Genomic DNA, 18,874 nt, shown 5'->3' on the forward strand with positions numbered 1-18,874 from the left:
GGCCGCTCCCCTAGCCCGCCGTCATCCGGATGCCGATGGCCGTGACGACCACGTTGACCACGAACAGCGCCATGAAGGCGTACACCACCGTCTCGTTGACCGCGTTGCCCACTGCTTTCGCGCCGCCGCCGGTGATCGACAGCCCGCGGTAGCAGGCGACCAGCCCGGCGATCAGCCCGAACAGCGCCGCCTTGACGCAGGAGATGATCACCTCCGGCACGCCGGTGAGCAGCGTGATGCCCGCGGCGAACGCGCCCGGGTTGACGTCCTGGACGAAGATCGAGAACAGGTAGCCGCCGAGGATGCCGATGATCACCACCAGGCTGTTGAGCAGCAGCGCCACCAGGCCGGCCGCCAGGATGCGCGGCGCGACCAGCCGCTGCACCGGGTTGATGCCCAGCACCTCCATGGCCTCGATCTCCTCGCGGATGGTGCGCGAACCGAGGTCGGCGCACATCGCGGTGGCGCCCGCCCCGGCCACGATCAGCACCGTCACCAGCGGCCCGACCTGCGTCACCGCGCCGAACGCCGCACCGGCGCCCGACAGGTCCGCCGCCCCCAGCTCGCGCAACAAGATGTTGAGCGTGAAGCTCACCAGCACGGTGAACGGGATCGCGACGAGCACCGTCGGCGCCATGGACACCCGCGCGACGAACCACGACTGCTCGAGGAACTCGCGGAAGAAGAACGGCCGGGTGAACCAGAACTTCACCGCGTCCAACCCCATCGCGAAGAGCCCGCCGACCGCCTGCATGGGCGCGGACCCCCGTCCGAGCGAGATGCCCGGGCTCCAGCGCTCTGCGCCTCTAGCAGCCATGGCCAGGTCCTTCCAAGATCGTGACCGCCGAGACCGCCGTGGGTCCGCCGATGTTGTGGGCCAGCCCGATGCGGGCGCCGTCAACCTGGTTGACCGCGGTGCCGCGTAGTTGCTCGAAGAGCTCGACGCACTGGGCGACGCCGGTGGCGCCCGGCGGGTGGCCCTTGCACTTCAGCCCGCCGCTGGGGTTCACCGGCAGCGTGCCGCCGACCGCGGTGGCGTCGGTCTCGACGAGCTTGTAGGCGCCGAACCGCTCGGCGAATCCCAGATCCTCGTAGCTGATCAGCTCGATGCCGGTGAAGTAGTCGTGCACCTCGGCGACGTCGACGTCGCGCGGCGTCAGGCCGGCCATCCCGAACGCCCGCTTGGCGGCGCGCACGCTCGCCGGGAACGTCGTCATGTCCGGCTTGTGCGGGTACATCACCGAGTCCAGGCCCAGCCCGACCCCGCGGATCCACACCGGGCGGTCGGTGAACCGGTCGACGACGTCCTCGGCCGCCAGGATGAGCGCCGCGGCGCCGTCGCTCTGCGGCGCGCAGTCGTAGAGGCCGAACGGGTCGACGACGACGGGCGCGGCGAGCGCCTGCTCCACGGTGATCTCGAAGCGCAGCCGCGCCCGCGGGTTGGCGACGGCGTGGCGGTGGTTCTTCACCGCCACCATCGCCAGGTGTTCGCGCGTCGCGGGCGACTCGTGCAGGTAGCGCTTGACGTGCAGCGCGAAACCGGCCGGCGCCACCAGCCCGAGCGGGTAGTCCCAGGCCATGTCGCGGGTCAGCGTCTCCCAGCCCCACATCATGTCCTTGGACGGCACCTCGCGCAGCTTGTCGGCGCCGATCACCAGCGCGACGTCCGCCGCACCGGCGGCGATGCCGTACAGCGCGTTGCGGATCGCGTCGTTGCCGGTGGCGCAGGAGTTCTCGACCCGCGTGACGGGCAGGTCGGGCAGCCCGAGGGTGTCGGCGAGCACCCCGGACGGGAAGCCGTCGGTGGTGCCCATCGCGCCGAACCACGCGGCGTCCAGGTCGGCGGTCGCCAGGCCCTTGTCGACGCTGGCGGCGGCCTCGGCAAACGCGATCGGCAGCAGGTCTTTGATCCCGAGCGCGAAGTGCTCGGCGAACGGCGTCATGCCGGCGCCGACGACCGCGACATTCCTCACGCCGCCACCTGGGTCTCCGGCAGAAACGCATAGCCGTAGTCGGGCACGCCGGAACGGACGGCCACCCGCCGCAGCACCACCCGGCCGCGGTCACCGATGGCCACCGAGCCGGCGGGCGTGCCGGTGACGCGCACCAGCGCACGCACGTCGACGCCGTCGAGTTCGACGATCACCAGCGTGTACGGCGTGCGCAGGCCGGGCACGGGCATGTGCACCGTCGCCTCGGTGTAGACCGTGCCGGTGCGGGGCAGCGGCACCAGCTCGTAGTCGGTGGCCAGCGTGCAGTCGGCGTCCACCCGGAAGCGGGGCGGGAAGTCGAGGGTCTCGCTGTCGCGGTGGCGGCCCGCCTCCCAGCGCACCTTCGCCTCGAACGCCCGCTCGTAGGCGGCGAGCGACATCTTGAGGTCGGCGCCGTCGCGCATGGTGCCCGCCGGCAGGCCGCGGGCCGCCGGCTCCAGGCGGGTCACCTCGGCCTTGCCGTTGGCGACGGTGATGCCGGAGAGACTCGCCTGCTCGACGGCGACCAGCGGACCGGTGAGGTGCGCCTCGGCCAGCTGCGCCAGCCCGAAGAGCCCGGAGCTCGCGCCGACGGTCGGCAGCGGTGCGGGGTCGCCGGCGCACAAGTCGGCGGCGCGGGCGTGGTCGACGCCCGCGACCAGCACGGGGGTGTCCAGCCACGCGGCCTCCAGCGAGGCGACCAGGCCACGCTCGTGCAGCAGCCGCGGATCGCCGTAGTCGTGGACCACCCCCACCGCGCTGCGGGTGCGCACCGGCAGGCTGCGGGCGATGCGGGCCGCGGTCCGCACGGCCAGGCCCTGCTCGCCGGTGACGACGGCCGCCGCCCCGGCCGGGTCGAGGTCGACGCCGATGATCAGCGTGCGCGCCCGCGCCGAGCTCAGCGCGTCGAGCGTGGCCGGCGCGCCGCCCAGGCGCTCGTCGACCTCCAGCTCCGGATCCAGCCCCAGCCCGGCCAGCAGCACCGCCGCGTTGCTGCCCTCGACGAGCGGTGAGTCCCGGGTGACCAGCACGACCCGCTCGACGCCGCCGGCCACGGTGCCCGCGATGGCGGCGCGACCGGCCGCCACGGCCAGCGTGACGGCGTCCTCGTCGTCACCGGGGAGGCGGTGATGCGGGGATCCCCAGCACGGCAGGTAGGTGCCGATGGCGGTCACGTAGGGCATGGGTCGGCTCGCCTAGGTGACCGCGCCGGCGGTTTTCAGCTCGATGATGCGATCCCAATCCAGGCCCAGTTCCAGCAGGATTTCGTCAGTCTGCGCGGCGAAGTCGGGCGCCGGTCCGGTTTCGGGCGCATTGACGTCGAACTGCACCGGGTTGGCCACCAGCTCCAGTTCGCCGGCCTGCACCAGGTACTCGTTCGCCCGCACCTGCGCGTCCGCGGCGGCCTGCAGCGTGTCCTGCACCGGCGCCCACGGTCCGGCCAGCGTGGCGAACCGCTCACTCCACTCGGTCAGCGGCCGCTTGGCCATCGCCTCGCTGAGGATCTCCACGGCGGCCGGGGTGTGCTCGGCGAAGGACTCGGGCGTGGAGAACCGCGGGTCGTCGGCGAGCTCGCCGAGGTCCATGTGTTTGCACACGTCGGCCCAGAACTTCGTCGGCTGCATCATCACGAACGAGATGTAGCGGCCGTCGGCGGTGGCATACAGGCCCACCAGCGGGTTGATCGGCGACCCGTGCACGCCGGGTTCGGGCGCCACCAGCCGCTGCTGCAGATGGGTGGTCAGCGCGATGGTGTGGCCCATCGCCCACAGGCCGCTGCCCAGCAGCGACACGTCGACCACCGACGGCTCCCCCGTGCGTTCCCGTTTGAGCAGCGCCGCGGCGATGCCGCCGGCCAGGTTGGTGCCCGAGATGGTGTCGCCGAACGCCGGTCCCGGCGGGCCGATCATGCCCGGGGTGCTCGGCGGGGTGATCGTGGCGGCGGTGCCGGCGCGGCACCAGAACGCGGTCATGTCGTAGCCGCCCTTCTCGGCCTCGATGCCGCGGGGTCCGAGCGCGCTGCCCCGGGCGTAGACGATGTTCGGGTTGACGGCGCGGATGTCGTCGACGTCGATGCCGAAGCGCTGCCGGTGACCGGGCAGGAAGCTGGTGAGGAAGACGTCGGCGCGGCGGGCCAGTTCGTGGATCACCTCGCGCCCCTGCGGCACCGACATGTCCAGGCCGATGCTGCGCTTGCCCCGGTTGGCGTGCTCGATGTTGGGGTTCGGGTCGCCCTCGACGCGCAGCGACCCGGTCTGGCGCAGCCCGCGCTGCGGGTCACCGGTGACGGCGTGCTCCACCTTGACAACGTCGGCGCCCCACTCGGCGAGCACCGCCCCGGCCGACGGCACGAACCCGTACATCGCGACCTCGAGGACGCGGATGCCCGCCAACGGCGGCCCTCCCGCCGTCACGGTGCGGCCACCGGCATGGCGAAGGTCTTGGTCTCCAGGAACTCCTCGAGACCCGCGGTGCCCATCTCGCGGCCGATGCCGGACTGCTTGTAGCCGCCGAACGGCGTGTCCGGGGCGAAGTAGTTGCCGCCGTTGATCGAGAACGTGCCGGTGCGGATGCGGCGCGCGAGTGCCAGCGCCCGCTCCTGGCTGCCGAACACCGCCCCGGAGAGCCCGTAGATCGAGTTGTTGGCGATCCGCACGGCGTCGTCGTCGTCGTCGTAGGCGATGACCACCAGCACCGGGCCGAACACCTCCTCCTGCGCGATCTCGCTGTCGGGGTCGACGTTGGTCAGCAGCGTCGGGGTGTAGAAGAACCCGGGGTCCTTCTTCTCGCCGCCGGTGACGAGGGTGGCGCCGGCTTCGACGGCCCGCTTCACCATGCCGTCGACCTTGTCGCGCTGCTTCTCGCTGATCAGCGGACCCATGTACGTCTGCGGGTCGGACGGGTCGCCGTAGCGCACGTATCCGAAGTTGGTCTTCACCAGCTCGACGATCTCGTCGTGGCGGGAGCGCGGGACCAGCAGCCGCGAGGTCAGCGCGCAGCCCTGGCCGGCGTGGGTGACCATCGAGAACGACGCGAACACCGCGGCCATGTTGACGTCGGCGTCGTCGAGCACGATGGCCGCGGACTTGCCGCCGAGTTCGAGGAACACCTTCTTGAGGGTGTCGCTGGCGGCGGCCATGATCCGCCGGCCGGTCGGGGTGGACCCGGTGAAGGTCACCATGTCGACGTCCGGGCTGGTGGTGAGGACCGCGCCGACCTCCGGGTCGACGCCCGAGAGCACGTTGACGACGCCGGCGGGGATGTCGGTGTGGTTGGCGATGAGCTCGCCGATGGCCAGGGTGACCAGCGGGGTATCGGGCGCTCCCTTGAGCACGACGGTGCAGCCGGCGGCGAGCGCCGGCGCCAGCTTCGCCAGCGCCAGCTGGTTCGGGTAGTTGTAGGCGACGATCGCGGCGACGACGCCGGCGGGCTCCTTCTCCACCCAGCGGTGGTGCTGCATGCCGCGGCTCTCGATGTTGCCGAGGTCCTCGGTCATCGGATAGCTCTTGAGCAGGTCGGCGTAGTACCGCACGATCTCGATCGGCCCGTCGAGCTGCGCCCCGGCGATCAAGGCGCGCGTGGCGCCGACCTCGGCGATGGTGAGGTCGGCCAGCTCGTCGTGGTGATCGAGCAGGGCCTGGTGGAACTGCTCGAGGCAGCGGATGCGCAGCTCGACGTCGGTGGACCAGGCGGAGGTGTCGAAGGCCCGGCGCGCCGCGGCGACGGCCGCCTGCGCGTCCTCGACGGTGGCGTCGGGCGCGTAGCCGATGATCTCGCCCGTGGCGGGGTTGACCGACGGGAAGCGGGCGGCGGCGGTCCGGAGCTCGCCGCCGATGAGCAGCCGATGTGCGACGTCGCCGCTGTCCGTCGTCCCGGGCGCGGCGCCGGTCACCGGCACGGTGGCCTCAGTGGTCATCGGGCTGCCTCCTCGGTCTGGAAACGTCATTCTCATTTGTGGCGAATCATACATTCACCGGCGTCGGCTCCGGAGCCTTATCCCGCTGCCGCCATACGCGGCGGCCGGATCGGTGAAAGACGTCGCAGCGAGGGCGAACGCGATGTCAGCAACTCCCATGGTGCAGCGCGAGAGTACTACTCTCCTTCGGCGGTAGGACAATTTCACCGCACTTGAGACACCGCGGCTCGCACCGTCTCACACGTTGACAACCAAAGCCCTTTTTGTCACGTCGCCGACGGCGCCGGGGCGTCAGTCGGGCAGCGCGATCACGGAGGTGTACATCTCGACCACCGGCCGGTAGAGGTCCACGTCGTCGAGCTGGCTGCCCAGCACGACGGAGTCGCTGGTGGCCACCAGCGCCTGGGCGAAGGTTCGCGCCGGGATGCGCAGCGAGGCCCCCATCCGGTCGATCCCCTCGACGATGAACGCCGCCAGCGCGTCGACGACTTCCGACCGCTTGGCGGCGACCCGGTCGCGGGCCTCGGGATTGCGCAGCAGGTAGAGCGCGAACTCGAGCCCCAGCGCGGCGTGCTCGGCGCCGCGGTCGAGGCTCAACTGACGCCACCGGGCCGCGATCTCGTCCAGCTCGGCCGATCCGATCCGGCGGGCCGAGGACATCACGTCGGCGAAGTTGTCGAAGTAGCGGCGCCAGTACCGGTCACTGACCGCCAGGAAGAGTTCGTCCTTGGCGGCGAAGTGCTTGTAGATCGCGCCCTTGGTGTAGCCGGCGGCGTGCGCGATGTCGTCGAGAGTGGCTGCGGTGAAACCCTTTTCCGCGAACACGTCCTCCGCGGCGTCCAACAGCAGCGAGCGGGTGTGCGCCAGGCGTCGCTCGCGGGTCCAGCGCTCCGCCACGCGCAAAATTCTGCCACAGCATCTCAGATACCCATTGGATACGTAGATACCGAAGAGTATATTCGCGCCCATGAGCGACACGCCGAGGAATCCGGTCATCACCGAGCGGCTGGGCAGCACCGCCGAACTGGGCAGGGAGCCGCAGCGCTCGCCTGGAACCGCCACCCGGGTCTGGGCCGTCATCGGCGCGATCGTGCTGGTCCTGACGCTCTACGTGTGGACCCGCTGGGTCACCGGCCCTTACTTCGAGCGCGTGCCGGCCGGCCCGAGCGAACCGCCGATGTACATGAAGATCCCGTTGATCGCGAACGCGGTGGTGCTGTGGATCGGGCTGCCGGTGGCGTTGTGGTTCTTCCTCGTCCGGCCCTGGGTCCGGGAGCGGCGGATCACGCTCGACGGCATGCTCATGATCTCGATGGGCCTGATGTTCTTCCAGGACCCGTTCCTGAACTACTACAGCACCTGGTGCACCTACAACGCCTGGTTGTTCAACCGCGGGTCGTGGTCGTCGGAGATCCCCGGCTGGGTGTCGCCCGACGAGCCCGGCCGGCAGGTGCCCGAGCCGCTGCTGACCAACCTGCCCGGCTACCTGTACGGCGTCCTGCTGATCACCATCGTCGGCTGCTGGATCATGCGCAGGATCAAGACGCGCTGGCCCGGAATCAGCAACGTCCGGCTGATCCTGGTGACCTACGCGCTCGCGTTCGTCTTCGACTTCGTGATGGAAGCGCTCGTGATGTTGCCGACGGGCCTCTACACCTATCCCGGCGCCATCCGCTCCCTGTCCTTCAACGCCGGCACCTACTACCAGTGGCCGGTGTACGAGGGGCTGATGTGGGGCGGCGTCCAGGCGGCGCTGTGCTGCCTGCGCTTCTTCACCGACGACCGGGGCCGCACCGTCGTCGAACGCGGGCTCGACGCCATCCGCGGCGGCGCCGTCCGGCAGCAGTTCGTGCGCTTCCTGGCGATCTACGGCGCCGTCAGCGCCTGCTTCTTCGTCTTCTACAACATCCCCGCGACCTGGCTCGGCATGCACGCCGACCCCTGGCCCGAGGACCACCTGAAGCGGTCGTACTTCAACGGCGGCATCTGCGGCGACGGCACCGACAAGCCCTGCCCCCACCCATACCTGCCGACCCCCACCAGGCACTCGGGATACATCGACACCGACGGCCGGCTCGTCCTGCCGGAAGGAGCCGAACTTCCCACCACCGTCCCGTTCGAGCGGCCGACGCGTTGACGGTGAACAGCCATGCTCCCCCTGCCACCGCCGCGCCGTTCTACCGGGCGGTCGGCAACGAGGTGGAGGTGTTTCGGGCGGCGGCCCGAACCGGTCTGCCGGTGCTGCTCAAAGGCCCCACCGGCTGCGGGAAGACCCGCTTCGTCGAGGCGATGGCGCACGCGCTGGGTCGGCAGCTGATCACCGTCGCCGGCCACGAGGACATGACGTCGGCCGACCTGGTGGGCCGGTTCCTGCTCCGGGGCGGCGAGACGGTCTGGGTGGACGGCCCGCTGACCCGGGCGGTCCGCGAGGGCGCCATCTTCTACCTCGACGAGGTGGTGGAGGCCCGCCAGGACACGACGGTGGTGATCCACCCGCTCGCCGACCACCGCCGCGAGCTTCCCGTGGACCGGCTCGGCACCACCCTGCGTGCGGCGGCGGGCTTCCAGCTCGTGGTCTCCTACAACCCGGGCTACCAGAGCGTGCTGAAGAGCCTGAAGGAATCGACCCGTCAGCGGTTCGTCGCCGTCGAGCTCGGCTTCCCGCCGCCGGAGGCCGAGGCCGAGATCGTCGCGCACGAAGCGGCGGTCGACCGCGCGACGGCGCGCACGCTGGTGCGGATCGGCCACGCCATCCGCACCCTGGACGGCGCACCGCTGCGGGAGGTGTCGTCGACCCGCATGCTGATCCTCGCCGGCCAGCTGGTCGCCGGTGGGCTCGGGGTGCGCGACGCCGTCGAATCGGCGGTGGTGCGGGTGCTCTCCGACGACGCCGACGTCGTCCGGGCGCTCGGCGAACTGGTCGACGCGCTGCTCCCCCCGCCGTGACGGCGGCGCACCCCGAACCGCCGCAGCACCTGCGGCTGCTCGCGACGCACCTCGCGGGCCGGGCGCTCGCCGTCGCCGAGAGCCCCGGCGCCGCCCACACCGACGGCCGCGTCGTGTTCGTCTCCGCCGGCGCGACGCCGGAGCGGCAGCGGCGCGAGGTGCTGCTGCACGCCGCGCTGCTGGGCGCGGGCAGCCTCGACCCGGCGCGGGTGGCGGCGATGCGCGGCCGTCCGTCGGTGGCGCGCCGCTACCTGGCCCTCGAGGGCCACCGCGTGCTGGCCGCGTTGGCGCCCCGCGTCCCGCTCGCCGCGGCGCTGAGCCCGGGCGACGCGCCGACCGCCGGCGCCGAGGAGTCGCTGCGCGTCGCCCGCGGCCGCACCCGGGTGGCCGATCCGCCGGATTGGTTCGGCGTCATCACGCCGTCGCGGCTGATCTCGGCACCGCCCGGTCCCGGCGGCCCGGCCACGGAAGCGGATCTGCAATTTGAGCTTCGCGGAGACGACCCGCTCGACGATGGCGAGGACGGCGACCAGGACGACCAGCCGTCCGGGGACAGCCGGATCCTCAAGCTGTTCGAGAGCCCCGTCGCACTGTCGCAGGGATTGGCGGACGCGCTGCGCAAGATGTTCGGCAGTTCGCGGTCACCCGGCGACGGCGCGGCCGGCGCCGACATGCGCGTCCGCTCGGCGGCGCGGTCCGGTCACTGCGGGCCCGACGCCCGCCCGGCCCCGGTGCGGATCCGCTTCGCCGACGACCGCCCCGGCGCGACGGTGGGCATCGGCGGTGCGCGGTACCCGGAGTGGGATGTCTTCGCCGATCGCTACCGGGAGCAGTGGTGCCGCGTGATCGACTTCCCGCTGCGCACCGACGCCGACGTCGCCGCGGCCGACGTCGTACGCGACGACGTCCTGCGTGCGCGGCTGGCGCGGGTGGGTGTGGGTCCCCGGGTGTTCCGCGCCCGCGCCGACGGTGACGAGCTCGACATCGAAGCACTGACCGGCCTGTTCGTCGACCTGCGCTCCGGATACTCGCCACCGGAGCACGTCTACCTCGAGCGGCGCCCGGCCGCCCGGAACCTGGGCGTGCTCGTCCTGCTCGACGCCTCCGGCTCCGCCAGCGATTCCGACGTCGACGGCCTCGCCGTGCACGAGCACCAGCGGCGGGCGGCGGGCGTCCTGGCGGCCACCCTGGAGGAGCTCGGCGACCGCGTCGCGGTGTACGCGTTCCGGTCGCAGGGGCGCGAGGCCGTCCACCTGCCCGCGATCAAGACGTTCGAGCAGCGGTTCACCGCGCGCGCCCGCGCCCGCCTGCACCGGCTGACGCCGTCGGGCTACACCCGGCTCGGCGCCGCGATCCGGGGCGCCGGGGAGATCCTCAAGCGCGACGCGGGCACCACGCACCGACTGCTGCTGGTTCTCTCCGACGGCGTGCCCTACGACGCCGGATACGAGGGCCGTTACGCCGAAGCGGATTCCCGCCGGGCGCTTGCGGAACTGCGCGCCGACGGGGTCGCCTGCCTGTGTCTGACCATCGGCGCCGCGACCCGAAGCGATGCGCTGCAACGGGTCTTCGGCTCGGTGGGCTACGCCCGCGCCGCCACCCTCGCCCACCTCAGTCCGCGGATGGACCAGCTGTTCGTCGCCGCGCTGCGCGAGCTGGCGGCACCTGCCGGCGCGGCCCGCTGACGGCGGTCAGGCCGGGTCGGGCGCGAGGTCGCGCCGCAGCGCGGCCGTGTAGGCCCCGAACACCGCCCGCAGCGGCAGGGTGCGGTCGAGCAGCCAGGTGGTTTCGACACCGTTGATGAACGCGAGGATCTCCACGGCCTTGACGCACGGGTCGACGTCGGACCGGAACCGGCCCTGCCGCTGGTGGTGCTCGATCGCCTTGGCCACGATCCCGACGGCCGCCCGGTACCGCTGCGCGTAGCGGTCGTGCAGCGGCGCGTCGGGCGTGATGTTCTCCACCAGCAGCACCGTGAAGGTGCCGCCCAGGTCCGGCGCCTTTGCGATGCGCTCGGCCACCCGCTCGATCTCGGTGAGCAGATCGCCGCTGCGGCCGGCGCTGGCCGCGTCGGCGGCGTCGCGGGCGTCGAGGACCGCGTGCAGCAACTGCTCCTTGGACTCGAAGTGGTGCAGCAGACCGGCGGGGCTGACGCCGGCCTCCCGCGCTATCTGCGCGAGCGTCGTGTTCCGCCAACCGTGCTGGCTCAGCTGCCGCTGCGCCGCTTCGAGGATGCGCTGCTTGCGGTCCTCCCCCTTGGCCAGCAACGCCGCATACGGGCGCGCCGCCGTCACCGGACCCCCCGACCCGATTTCTCGCCCTCCGCTACTGCTGGCCGGCGCCGGCGGTGTCGCGGTTGCCGGTGATCGCCTGGGCGTTGGCCTGGAAGTCGGCGAAGCTGCTGCCGCCGCGTTCCTTGTGGGCCGACAGCGCGCGGATGGTGACGTCGTGGCCTTCGGCGGCCTTGCGCAGCGCGCCGACGCGGGCCTGGTCTTTGGGGATGTGGGCGAACGGGTCGAAGTGGTACCAGCGCATCGCGTTCTCGTGGGTGATCTTGTTGATCTCGTCGTCGGGCACCTGGTAGGTGTCGAACACCGCGCCCAATTCCTCCGGGGCGCCGGGCCACATCGAATCGCTGTGCGGGTAGTCCATCTCCCAGCAGATGTTGTCGACGCCGATCGCGTGGCGGTTCTTCACCCCGACCGGATCGGAGATGAAACAGGTCAAGAAGTGCTCCCGGAACACCTCGCTGGGCTTTTTGCCGCCGAAGTCCTGGTGCGTCCACGTCGAGTGCATGTCGAAGGTGCGGTCCACCCGGTCCAGGAAGTACGGGATCCACCCCGTCCCGCCCTCACTGAGCGCGATCTTGAGGTCCGGGTAGGCCTTGATCGGCGCCGACCACAACAGGTCCGCCGCCGCTTGCACGATGTTCATCGGCTGCAGCGTGATCATCACGTCCATCGGCGCGTCCGGCGCGGTGATCGCCAACCGCCCCGACGACCCGATGTGCACGTTGAGCACCGTCTCGGTGTCCACCAGCGCCTCCCACAGCGGCCGCCAGTAGTCCAGGTCGTGGAAGCTCGGATAGCCCATCGCGGCCGGGTTCTCGGTGAACGTCAGCGAGTGCACGCCCTTGTCGCTGACGCGGCGCACCTCCGCCGCGCACAGCTCGGCGTCCCAGATCACCGGTATCGCCATCGGGATGAACCGGCCCGGATTGCTGCCGCACCACTCGTCGATGTGCCAGTCGTTGTAGGCCCGCACCAACGCCAGCGAGAACTCCGGGTCCTCGGTGGCGAACAGCCGCGCCGCGAACCCCGGGAACGACGGGAAGTTCATCGTCGCCAACACCCCGCCGGCGTTCATGTCCTTCACCCGCTCGTTCGGGTCATAACAGCCCTTGCGGATCTCGTCGAGCCCTTGGGGCTCCAGCCCGTACTCCTCTTTCGGCCGCCCCGCCACCGCGTTGAGCGCCACGTTCGGGATCACCGTGTCCCGGAACTGCCAGGTGTCCGACCCGTCCGGGTTGTGCACCAGCCGCGGCGCCTCATCCCGATACTTCTCCGGCAGATGATTTCTGAACATGTCCGGCGGCTCGATGATGTGGTCATCCACGCTGATCAAGATCATGTCGTTGTAGTCCACGACACCTGCTCCCTTCGGACGGTCACCGGCGACGGCGAGTGACACCGCTCACAGCTGAAAACTATCTTCTCACAAGATGAGAATCAACGTCGCGAGCCACCGTCGGGGGTCACCACCCGGAGCCGGCGCGCCCCTCCGATCCAGCGCCGTTGCCCGAGAACTCAGTTCTCGCCAGCGAAGAACGATCGTTGACACTTACGCGCTTAGGTGACATGTTCGACGTCGAGTGTCCCGGTCGCGGGCGGTGTGGCCGCCGCGTCCGCGGCCACGGTTGATCGCAGCCCACGGAAGAACGAGGTAGGTCATGGCAGGTCGGGTAGAGGGCAAGGTCGCATTCATCACGGGCGCCGCCCGCGGACAGGGCCGGGCCCACGCGGTGCGGCTCGCCGAAGAGGGCGCCGACATCATCGCCGTCGACATCTGCAAGCAGATCGACACGGTGAAGATCCCGCTGTCCTCCCCCGAGGACCTGGCCGAGACCGCCGACCTGGTGAAGAACGCCGGGGGCCGCATCTACACCGCCGAGGTCGACGTCCGCGACTTCGACGCGCTGAAGCAGGCCGTCGACGCCGGCGTCGAGGAGTTCGGCCGGCTCGACATCATCGTCGCCAACGCCGGCATCGGCAACGGCGGCGAGACGCTGGACAAGACCGGTGAGCCCGACTGGGACGACATGATCGCGGTCAACCTGACGGGCGTGTGGAAGACCGTCAAAGCCGGTGTCCCGCACATCCTCGCGGGCGAGCGCGGCGGCTCGATCATCCTCACCAGCTCGGTCGGCGGGCTGAAGGCCTACCCGCACACCGGCCACTACGTCGCCGCCAAGCACGGTGTCGTGGGGCTGATGCGCACCTTCGCGGTCGAACTGGGCGCCAAGAACATCCGGGTCAACTCGGTGCACCCGACGAACGTGAACACGCCGCTGTTCATGAACGAGCCGACCATGAAGATGTTCCGCCCCGACCTGGAGAACCCGGGCCCCGAGGACATCAAGGTGGTCGGCGAGTTCATGCACACGCTGCCCATCGGCTGGGTGGAGCCCGAGGACATCGCCAACGCGGTGCTGTTCCTGGCGTCCGACGAAGCCCGGTTCATCACCGGCGTCACGCTGCCCGTCGACGGTGGCAGCTGCCTGAAATAACGCTCGACTGGGCGACCGGGGATCTCACGGCGACGAGGTTCCCGGCGCACGGCGCTGCGCTGCGCGAGGGCGGGGCGGCGTTCCTGACGTCGGCGTTCCGCCGGTGGGGCGCCCTGGCCGCCGGCGACGCCGTCGAGCAGATCACCCGGCTGCAGGAGTGCCAGGGCGGCAGCACCGGCCGCAAGCTGCTGCTCGACGTGCGGTACCGCGCGGCCGACGCCGAGCCGCCACGCGAGCTGTTCGTCAAGTTCTCGCGCGACTTCAGCGATCCGGCCCGCGACCACGGCCGAGCCCAAATGGCGCCGGAAGTGCGGTTCGCGCTGCTGTGCCGCGACGGATCGCTGCCGATCGCCGTGCCGCGTCCCCTGTTCGCCGACTACCACCACGCCACCGGCACCGGGATCCTGATCACCGAGCGAATCGCGTTCGGCCGCAACGGGATCGAGCCGCAGCACGCCAAGTGCCGAGACTACGAGCTGGCCGATCCGATCGCCCACTACCGCGCGCTGTTCACCGCGCTGGGCGCGCTCGCCGGCGCCGACCAGGCCGGCCGGCTGGCCGCGTCACCGGCCGACTTCCCGGTGCGGGTGGACCCCGGATCGGTCGGGGTGCCGCCGGCGCTGACACCGGAGCGGCTGCACCGCCGGCTCGAGCGCTTCGCCGCGTTCGCGGCGGACTACCCCGCGCTGCTGCCGGCGGGCCTGGCGAGCCCCGCCTTCACCGCTCGGCTCGCCGCCCAGGTGCCCGCCCTCGCGGCCCGCGCCGGCGACATCTGGCGCGTGCTGGCGAGCCGGCCCGAGCTGATCGCGCTGTGCCACTGGAACGCCAACGTCGACAACGCCTGGTTCTGGCGCGACGCCACCGGCACCCTGCGCTGCGGCCTGCTGGACTGGGGTTCGGTGAGCCGGCTCAACCTCGCGATGGCGGTGTGGGGATCGCTGTGCAGCGCCGAGACCGACGTGTGGGATCACCACCTCGACGAGCTGCTGACGCTGCTGGCCGACACCGTGGCCCGGGCCGGCGGCGCGCGGCTGCCGGTGCCGACGCTGCGCGACCACGCGCTGCTCTACGGCGCGGTCATGGGGATCACCTGGCTGCTCGACGTACCCGCGCTGGTGCGCCACCGGGTACCGGCGACCGTCACCGGGCGCGACGATCCGCGCATCCGCGACGACGAGACCGTCCGGGTGCGGTTGCAGATGCTGGTGAACGTCTGCAATCTGCTGCACCGCCACGACATCCTCGACATCGCCGCACGAAACGCCGTCCCGGTGGTTCGATAGACCGGGGTCGGGCAGACGGGAGTGGGCGATGAGGCGACTCAACGGCATGGACGCGATGTTGCTCTACAGCGAGACGCCGAACCTGCACACGCACACGCTCAAGGTCGCGATCGTCGACGCCACCGACTTCGACGGCGAGTTCACGTTCGAGGTGTTCCGTCGCACCATCGCCCGGCGGCTGCACATGCTCGACCCGCTGCGCTACCGGCTGGTCGACATCCCCTTCAAGCTGCACCACCCCATGTGGCTGGAGAACTGCGACGTCGACCTCGACTACCACCTGCGGCGGGTCACCGTGCCCGCGCCCGGCGGGCGGCGCGAACTCGACGAGCTGATCGGTGAGATCGCCAGCACGCCGCTGGACCGCAGCCGGCCGCTGTGGGAGTTCTCGTTCGCAGAAGGGTTGACCGGCAACCGGTTCGCGCTGGTCGGCAAGGTGCACCACACGCTGGCCGACGGCGTCGCGTCGGCGAACCTCTTGGCCCGGCTGATGGATCTCGCCGGCGCGCCCGACGAGCGCGACGAGTACCCGACATGTGAGAACCCGTCGTCGGTCAACCTGATCGCCGGCGCGGCCCGCGACCACGTGCGCCAGCTGCTGGAGATGCCCGGGCTGATCGCCGACGCCGCCCGCGGCGTCCGCCGATTGCGCCGGTATGCCCGTGAACGTCCCGCCCGCGTCCCGGAGACCGACCAGGCGAAGCTGTTCCGCACGCCGCCCACGTTTCTCAACCATGTGGTGTCGCCGCGGCGGACCTTCGCGACGGCGTCCCTGTCGCTCGCGGAGGTCAAGGAGACCGCCCGCGCGCACGGCGCCACGTTCAACGACATCGTGCTGGCGATGGCGGCCGGCGGGCTGCGGGAACTGTTGTTGCGCTACGACGGCCGCGCGGACCGGCCGCTCCTGGCGTCGGTGCCGGTGGCCACCGACCGCTCGCCCGACCGGGTGACCGGCAACGAGATCAGCGGGCTGGCGGTGTCACTGCCCGTGCACATCGACGATCCGGCCGAGCGGGTCCGGTTGACGTCGGAGGCCACCAGGCGGGCCAAGGAGGCCAACGACCTGATCGGCCCGAGCCTGCAGGGCCGCATGATGTCGTATCTTCCGACCGCGCTGGCGCCCGCCGCGTTCCGGCTGCAGGCCAAGCGCACGGCCCACAACCGCATCATGAACGTCGCGGTGTCGAGTGTGCCGGGGCCCCGCGAGCGCGGCCACATCGGTGGCGCCCCGGTCACCGAGATCTACTCCGTCGGCGTGCTGTCCGCCGGCAGCGCGTTCAACATGACGGTGTGGAGCTACGTCGACCAGGTCGACATCTCGGTGCTGTCGGACGACCAGACCTTCGACGACGTGCATGAGGCCACGGACGCCATGGTGCACGCGTTCGCCGAACTCCGCCGCGCAGTCGGCCTTCCGGGCGACGTGGCCGCGGTCGCCAGCGCCATGCCGGCCGCGTCGGCGGGCTGAGGACGCGCTACCGGGCGGCCAGCTCGCGCAGCTCCTTGCGCACGATCTTCCCCGTGCTGTTGCGGGGCAGCTCGTCGAGGATCGTGATCTCCCGCGGCACCTTATAGTTCGCGAGATTGCTGCGGACGTGCCCGCGCAGGTCGTCGGGGGTGACCGACGCGCCGTCGCGCAGCACCACGAAGCCGTGCAGGCGCTGGCCGTACTGTTCGTCGTCCACCCCGATCACCGCGGCCTCGGCGACGTCGGGATGCGCGGCCAACGTCTTCTCCACCTCGATCGGATACACGTTCTCGCCACCGGAGACGATCATCTCGTCGTCGCGGCCCACCACGAACAGCCGGCCGGCGTCGTCGAGGTAGCCCAGATCCCCCGACGCCATGAAACCCTCGTGAAAGTCCTTCGTCGCCCCGCTGGTGTAGCCCTCGAACAGCGTGGTGCTGCGGACGAAGATCTGGCCGGTCTCGCCGGTCGGCACGTCGCGCCACCCGCCCGCGTCGTCCCGGCCGAGGATGCGGACCTCGGTGCCGTCGGCCGGCCGGCCCGCGGTGTCGGGCGCGGCACGCAGGTCGGCCGGGGTGGCGGTGGCGATCATGCCGGCCTCGGTGGCGTTGTAGTTGTTGTAGACCACGTCGCCGAAGCGGTCCATGAACGCGGTCACCACATCGGGCCGCATCCGCGAACCCGATGCCGTCGCGAAGCGCAGCGAGCGGCAGCTGTAGCGGTCGAGCACCTCGGGCGGCAATGCCATGATCCGGTCGAACATCACCGGGACGACGACGAGACCGGTGGCGTGGTGCTCGTCGACCAGCCGCAGCGTGGCCTCCGGATCGAACCGGCGCCGCGTGACGATGGTGCACGCCATCAGCGCCGAGAACAGCACCTGCGAGAAACCCCAGGCGTGGAACATCGGCGCCACGATCACCGTCGCCTCACCGGCCCGCCACGGGACGCGGTCGAGGATCGCCTTGAGGTCGCCGGCGCCGCTGTCGCCCTTGGAGCGGCGGGCGCCCTTCGGCGTGCCGGTGGTCCCGGAGGTCAGCAGGATGGTCCGGCTGGTGCGCTCGGGGCGGCGGACCCGCTTCCCGGCGTGCGCGTCGGCGAGGGCCTCCAGCGTCGGCAGGTCGCCGGCGTTGCCGTCCACCCAGCCGAGGATGCGCTGGGTGTCCGGTGCGTCCTGCAGCGCCCGGTCGACGACCTCGGTGAACTCCTCGTCGTAGACCATGACGAAGCGGTCCTCGCCGCGCTCCCGGTTGATGACCTCGGCCATCGCCGGGCCCGCGAACGACGTGTTGAGCAGCAGGACGTCCGCGCCGATCCGTTCGGCGGCCACCAGCGCCTCGATGAACCCGCGGTGGTTGCGGCACATCAGCCCGATGGACGTCGGCGTTCCGCCGGGCAGGTCCTGCAGCGCGGCGGCCAGCGCGTTGACGCGGTCGTCGAGCTCACGCCACGTCAGGGTGCCCAGCTCGTCGACGACGCCCGGCGCGTCACCGCAGCGCTGCGCCGCGGCCGCGAACCCGACGGTCGGGCTCATGCCCACCCGGTTGACGGCCGCGACCATCCGCACGTACTTGTCGGGCCGCATCGGGGCGATCAACCCCGACCGACCAAGCGTCGACAGCAGCCCGGCGACCGCACCGGCCCGATCCGCGACCGCGTTCCTGGCGTTCGCCGGGCTCATCCCAGCACCGGGAAGCGACGTTCGCGGGCGAGCTCGTCCAGCGCCGCCTGCATCACCTTGCGCACATGGGCGTCGACCGCGCTGATGTCGGGGTCGTCGCCGAACTCGGCGATGACGTCGATCGGGTCGAGCACCTGCGTGACGATCTTCGAGGGCAGCGGCAGGTTGGGCGGGAAGATCACCGACAGCCCGAACGGGAAGCCGACGCTCACCGGCAGGATCTCCAGCCGGGCCTTCTTCAGGCCGAGCCGCCGGGCGATCGAATCGCCGCGCGCCAGGAACAACTGCGTCTCCTGCGCGCCGATGGACACCGCGGGCACGATCGGCACGCCCGTTTCGATCGCGGTGCGGACGTATCCCGTCCGGCCGGCGAAGTCGATGGTGTTCTCCGCCAGCGTCGGCCGGTAGGAGTCGTAGTCGCCACCGGGGAAGACGAGCACCACCGCCCCGGATCGCAGCGCGAGCGCCGCGTTCTTCCGGTTCGCCTCGATGACCCCGGCCTTGCGCAAGAGGTTGCCCATCGGCCCGATCAGCACGCCGTAGTGCGCGAGGGTGTAGAACGGCCGGTCGAACCCGAACCGGTCGTAGAACGCCGGCGCCAGGATCAGCACGTCGGGGGTGAACATGCCGCCGCTGTGGTTCGACACCACCAGGGCGCCGCCCGCTTCCGGGAACGCGTCGAGCCCCCGGACCTCGGCGCGGAAGTACCGCTTGATGAGCGGGGCGATCGTCGCGCTGACCTTCTTCGCCAGCGAGGGATCCCACGCGGCCATCTCGGTGTCGTCAGGAATCTCTTGCGCGTCGTCGCTCACAGGCCTGTCCCC

General features: G+C 71.2%; 16 protein-coding genes. 6 read left to right on the forward strand and 10 right to left on the reverse strand.

Annotation, left to right across the window (positions count from 1 at the left end; all coding sequences use genetic code 11):
• Positions 1-10 precede the first annotated feature (10 nt).
• The 6 genes from LV457_RS18055 to LV457_RS18080 form a co-directional block, all read right to left on the reverse strand.
• The gene (locus LV457_RS18055; protein ID WP_232172908.1) at positions 11-817 is read right to left on the reverse strand and encodes an ABC transporter permease; all 807 of its coding nucleotides are present in this window, start codon (positions 815-817) and stop codon (positions 11-13) included.
• Positions 807-1,973, reverse strand: a complete 1,167-nt coding sequence (locus LV457_RS18060) for a thiolase family protein (RefSeq protein WP_232172909.1) — start codon at positions 1,971-1,973, stop codon at positions 807-809. Before LV457_RS18060 ends, LV457_RS18055 begins: the two co-directional genes overlap by 11 nt.
• On the reverse strand, positions 1,970-3,154 hold the full coding sequence (locus tag LV457_RS18065; protein ID WP_232172910.1) for a Zn-ribbon domain-containing OB-fold protein: 1,185 nt from the start codon (positions 3,152-3,154) through the stop codon (positions 1,970-1,972). Before LV457_RS18065 ends, LV457_RS18060 begins: the two co-directional genes overlap by 4 nt.
• Positions 3,155-3,166: 12 nt before the next feature.
• Positions 3,167-4,384 carry a CoA transferase gene (locus LV457_RS18070; protein WP_308192220.1) on the reverse strand — a complete coding sequence of 406 codons (1,218 nt, stop codon included), beginning with the start codon at positions 4,382-4,384 and terminating at the stop codon, positions 3,167-3,169.
• Entirely contained in the window at positions 4,381-5,886 is a 1,506-nt protein-coding gene (locus LV457_RS18075; RefSeq protein WP_232172911.1) for an aldehyde dehydrogenase family protein, read from the reverse strand. Before LV457_RS18075 ends, LV457_RS18070 begins: the two co-directional genes overlap by 4 nt.
• A gap of 291 nt (positions 5,887-6,177) precedes the next feature.
• Positions 6,178-6,783, reverse strand: a complete 606-nt coding sequence (locus LV457_RS18080) for a TetR/AcrR family transcriptional regulator (RefSeq protein ID WP_232172912.1) — start codon at positions 6,781-6,783, stop codon at positions 6,178-6,180.
• A 70-nt stretch (positions 6,784-6,853) separates the two neighbouring features.
• Here LV457_RS18080 and LV457_RS18085 point away from each other — a divergent pair, with 70 nt between their 5' ends.
• The 3 genes from LV457_RS18085 to LV457_RS18095 are packed head-to-tail and all read left to right on the forward strand — an operon-like array spanning position 6,854 to position 10,517.
• Complete coding sequence (locus tag LV457_RS18085) at positions 6,854-8,023, forward strand: spirocyclase AveC family protein (RefSeq protein ID WP_232172913.1); 1,170 nt, start codon at positions 6,854-6,856, stop codon at positions 8,021-8,023.
• Positions 8,020-8,832: a CbbQ/NirQ/NorQ/GpvN family protein gene (locus LV457_RS18090; RefSeq protein ID WP_232172914.1), complete on the forward strand. Its 813-nt coding sequence runs from the start codon at positions 8,020-8,022 to the stop codon at positions 8,830-8,832. The genes LV457_RS18085 and LV457_RS18090 overlap by 4 nt, the downstream gene beginning before the upstream one ends.
• On the forward strand, positions 8,829-10,517 hold the full coding sequence (locus LV457_RS18095; RefSeq protein WP_232172915.1) for a nitric oxide reductase activation protein NorD: 1,689 nt from the start codon (positions 8,829-8,831) through the stop codon (positions 10,515-10,517). The genes LV457_RS18090 and LV457_RS18095 overlap by 4 nt, the downstream gene beginning before the upstream one ends.
• 6 nt (positions 10,518-10,523) lie before the next feature.
• Here LV457_RS18095 and LV457_RS18100 read toward each other — a convergent pair whose 3' ends face one another.
• Positions 10,524-11,126 carry a TetR/AcrR family transcriptional regulator gene (locus tag LV457_RS18100; RefSeq protein ID WP_232172916.1) on the reverse strand — a complete coding sequence of 201 codons (603 nt, stop codon included), beginning with the start codon at positions 11,124-11,126 and terminating at the stop codon, positions 10,524-10,526.
• Between the two features lie 31 nt (positions 11,127-11,157).
• Complete coding sequence (locus LV457_RS18105) at positions 11,158-12,477, reverse strand: amidohydrolase family protein (protein WP_232172917.1); 1,320 nt, start codon at positions 12,475-12,477, stop codon at positions 11,158-11,160.
• A gap of 304 nt (positions 12,478-12,781) precedes the next feature.
• On the opposite strand from LV457_RS18105, the gene LV457_RS18110 reads away from it, so the two are divergent.
• The 3 genes from LV457_RS18110 to LV457_RS18120 are packed head-to-tail and all read left to right on the forward strand — an operon-like array spanning position 12,782 to position 16,369.
• Positions 12,782-13,618, forward strand: a complete 837-nt coding sequence (locus LV457_RS18110) for a mycofactocin-coupled SDR family oxidoreductase (protein WP_232172918.1) — start codon at positions 12,782-12,784, stop codon at positions 13,616-13,618.
• A complete protein-coding gene (locus tag LV457_RS18115) occupies positions 13,615-14,901 on the forward strand; it encodes a hypothetical protein (RefSeq protein WP_374198890.1) in 1,287 nt (428 codons plus the stop codon). The genes LV457_RS18110 and LV457_RS18115 overlap by 4 nt, the downstream gene beginning before the upstream one ends.
• Positions 14,902-14,929: 28 nt before the next feature.
• Entirely contained in the window at positions 14,930-16,369 is a 1,440-nt protein-coding gene (locus LV457_RS18120) for a wax ester/triacylglycerol synthase family O-acyltransferase (protein WP_232172921.1), read from the forward strand.
• Positions 16,370-16,376: 7 nt separating this feature from the next.
• On the opposite strand, the gene fadD12 is transcribed toward LV457_RS18120, so the two are convergent.
• Both fadD12 and LV457_RS18130 read right to left on the reverse strand, forming a co-directional pair.
• Positions 16,377-18,050: an acyl-CoA ligase FadD12 gene (gene fadD12, locus LV457_RS18125; RefSeq protein WP_232172922.1), complete on the reverse strand. Its 1,674-nt coding sequence runs from the start codon at positions 18,048-18,050 to the stop codon at positions 16,377-16,379.
• Complete coding sequence (locus LV457_RS18130; protein ID WP_232173019.1) at positions 18,047-18,823, reverse strand: lysophospholipid acyltransferase family protein; 777 nt, start codon at positions 18,821-18,823, stop codon at positions 18,047-18,049. Before LV457_RS18130 ends, fadD12 begins: the two co-directional genes overlap by 4 nt.
• Positions 18,824-18,874: the final 51 nt, after the last annotated feature.

Source organism: Mycobacterium sp. MYCO198283 (genome assembly GCF_021213805.1).
GTDB lineage: Bacteria > Actinomycetota > Actinomycetes > Mycobacteriales > Mycobacteriaceae > Mycobacterium.

Excerpts from the sequence above, each read along its gene's own strand:
- LV457_RS18120 (WP_232172921.1), top strand. The coding sequence starts at position 14,930 with ATGAGGCGACTCAACGGCATGGACGCGATGTTGCTCTACAGCGAGACG.
- LV457_RS18130 (WP_232173019.1), bottom strand. The coding sequence starts at position 18,823 with ATGGCCGCGTGGGATCCCTCGCTGGCGAAGAAGGTCAGCGCGACGATC.
- fadD12 (WP_232172922.1), bottom strand. The coding sequence starts at position 18,050 with ATGAGCCCGGCGAACGCCAGGAACGCGGTCGCGGATCGGGCCGGTGCG.
- LV457_RS18085 (WP_232172913.1), top strand. The coding sequence starts at position 6,854 with ATGAGCGACACGCCGAGGAATCCGGTCATCACCGAGCGGCTGGGCAGC.
- LV457_RS18065 (WP_232172910.1), bottom strand. The coding sequence starts at position 3,154 with ATGCCCTACGTGACCGCCATCGGCACCTACCTGCCGTGCTGGGGATCC.
- LV457_RS18055 (WP_232172908.1), bottom strand. The coding sequence starts at position 817 with ATGGCTGCTAGAGGCGCAGAGCGCTGGAGCCCGGGCATCTCGCTCGGA.
- LV457_RS18110 (WP_232172918.1), top strand. The coding sequence starts at position 12,782 with ATGGCAGGTCGGGTAGAGGGCAAGGTCGCATTCATCACGGGCGCCGCC.
- LV457_RS18075 (WP_232172911.1), bottom strand. The coding sequence starts at position 5,886 with ATGACCACTGAGGCCACCGTGCCGGTGACCGGCGCCGCGCCCGGGACG.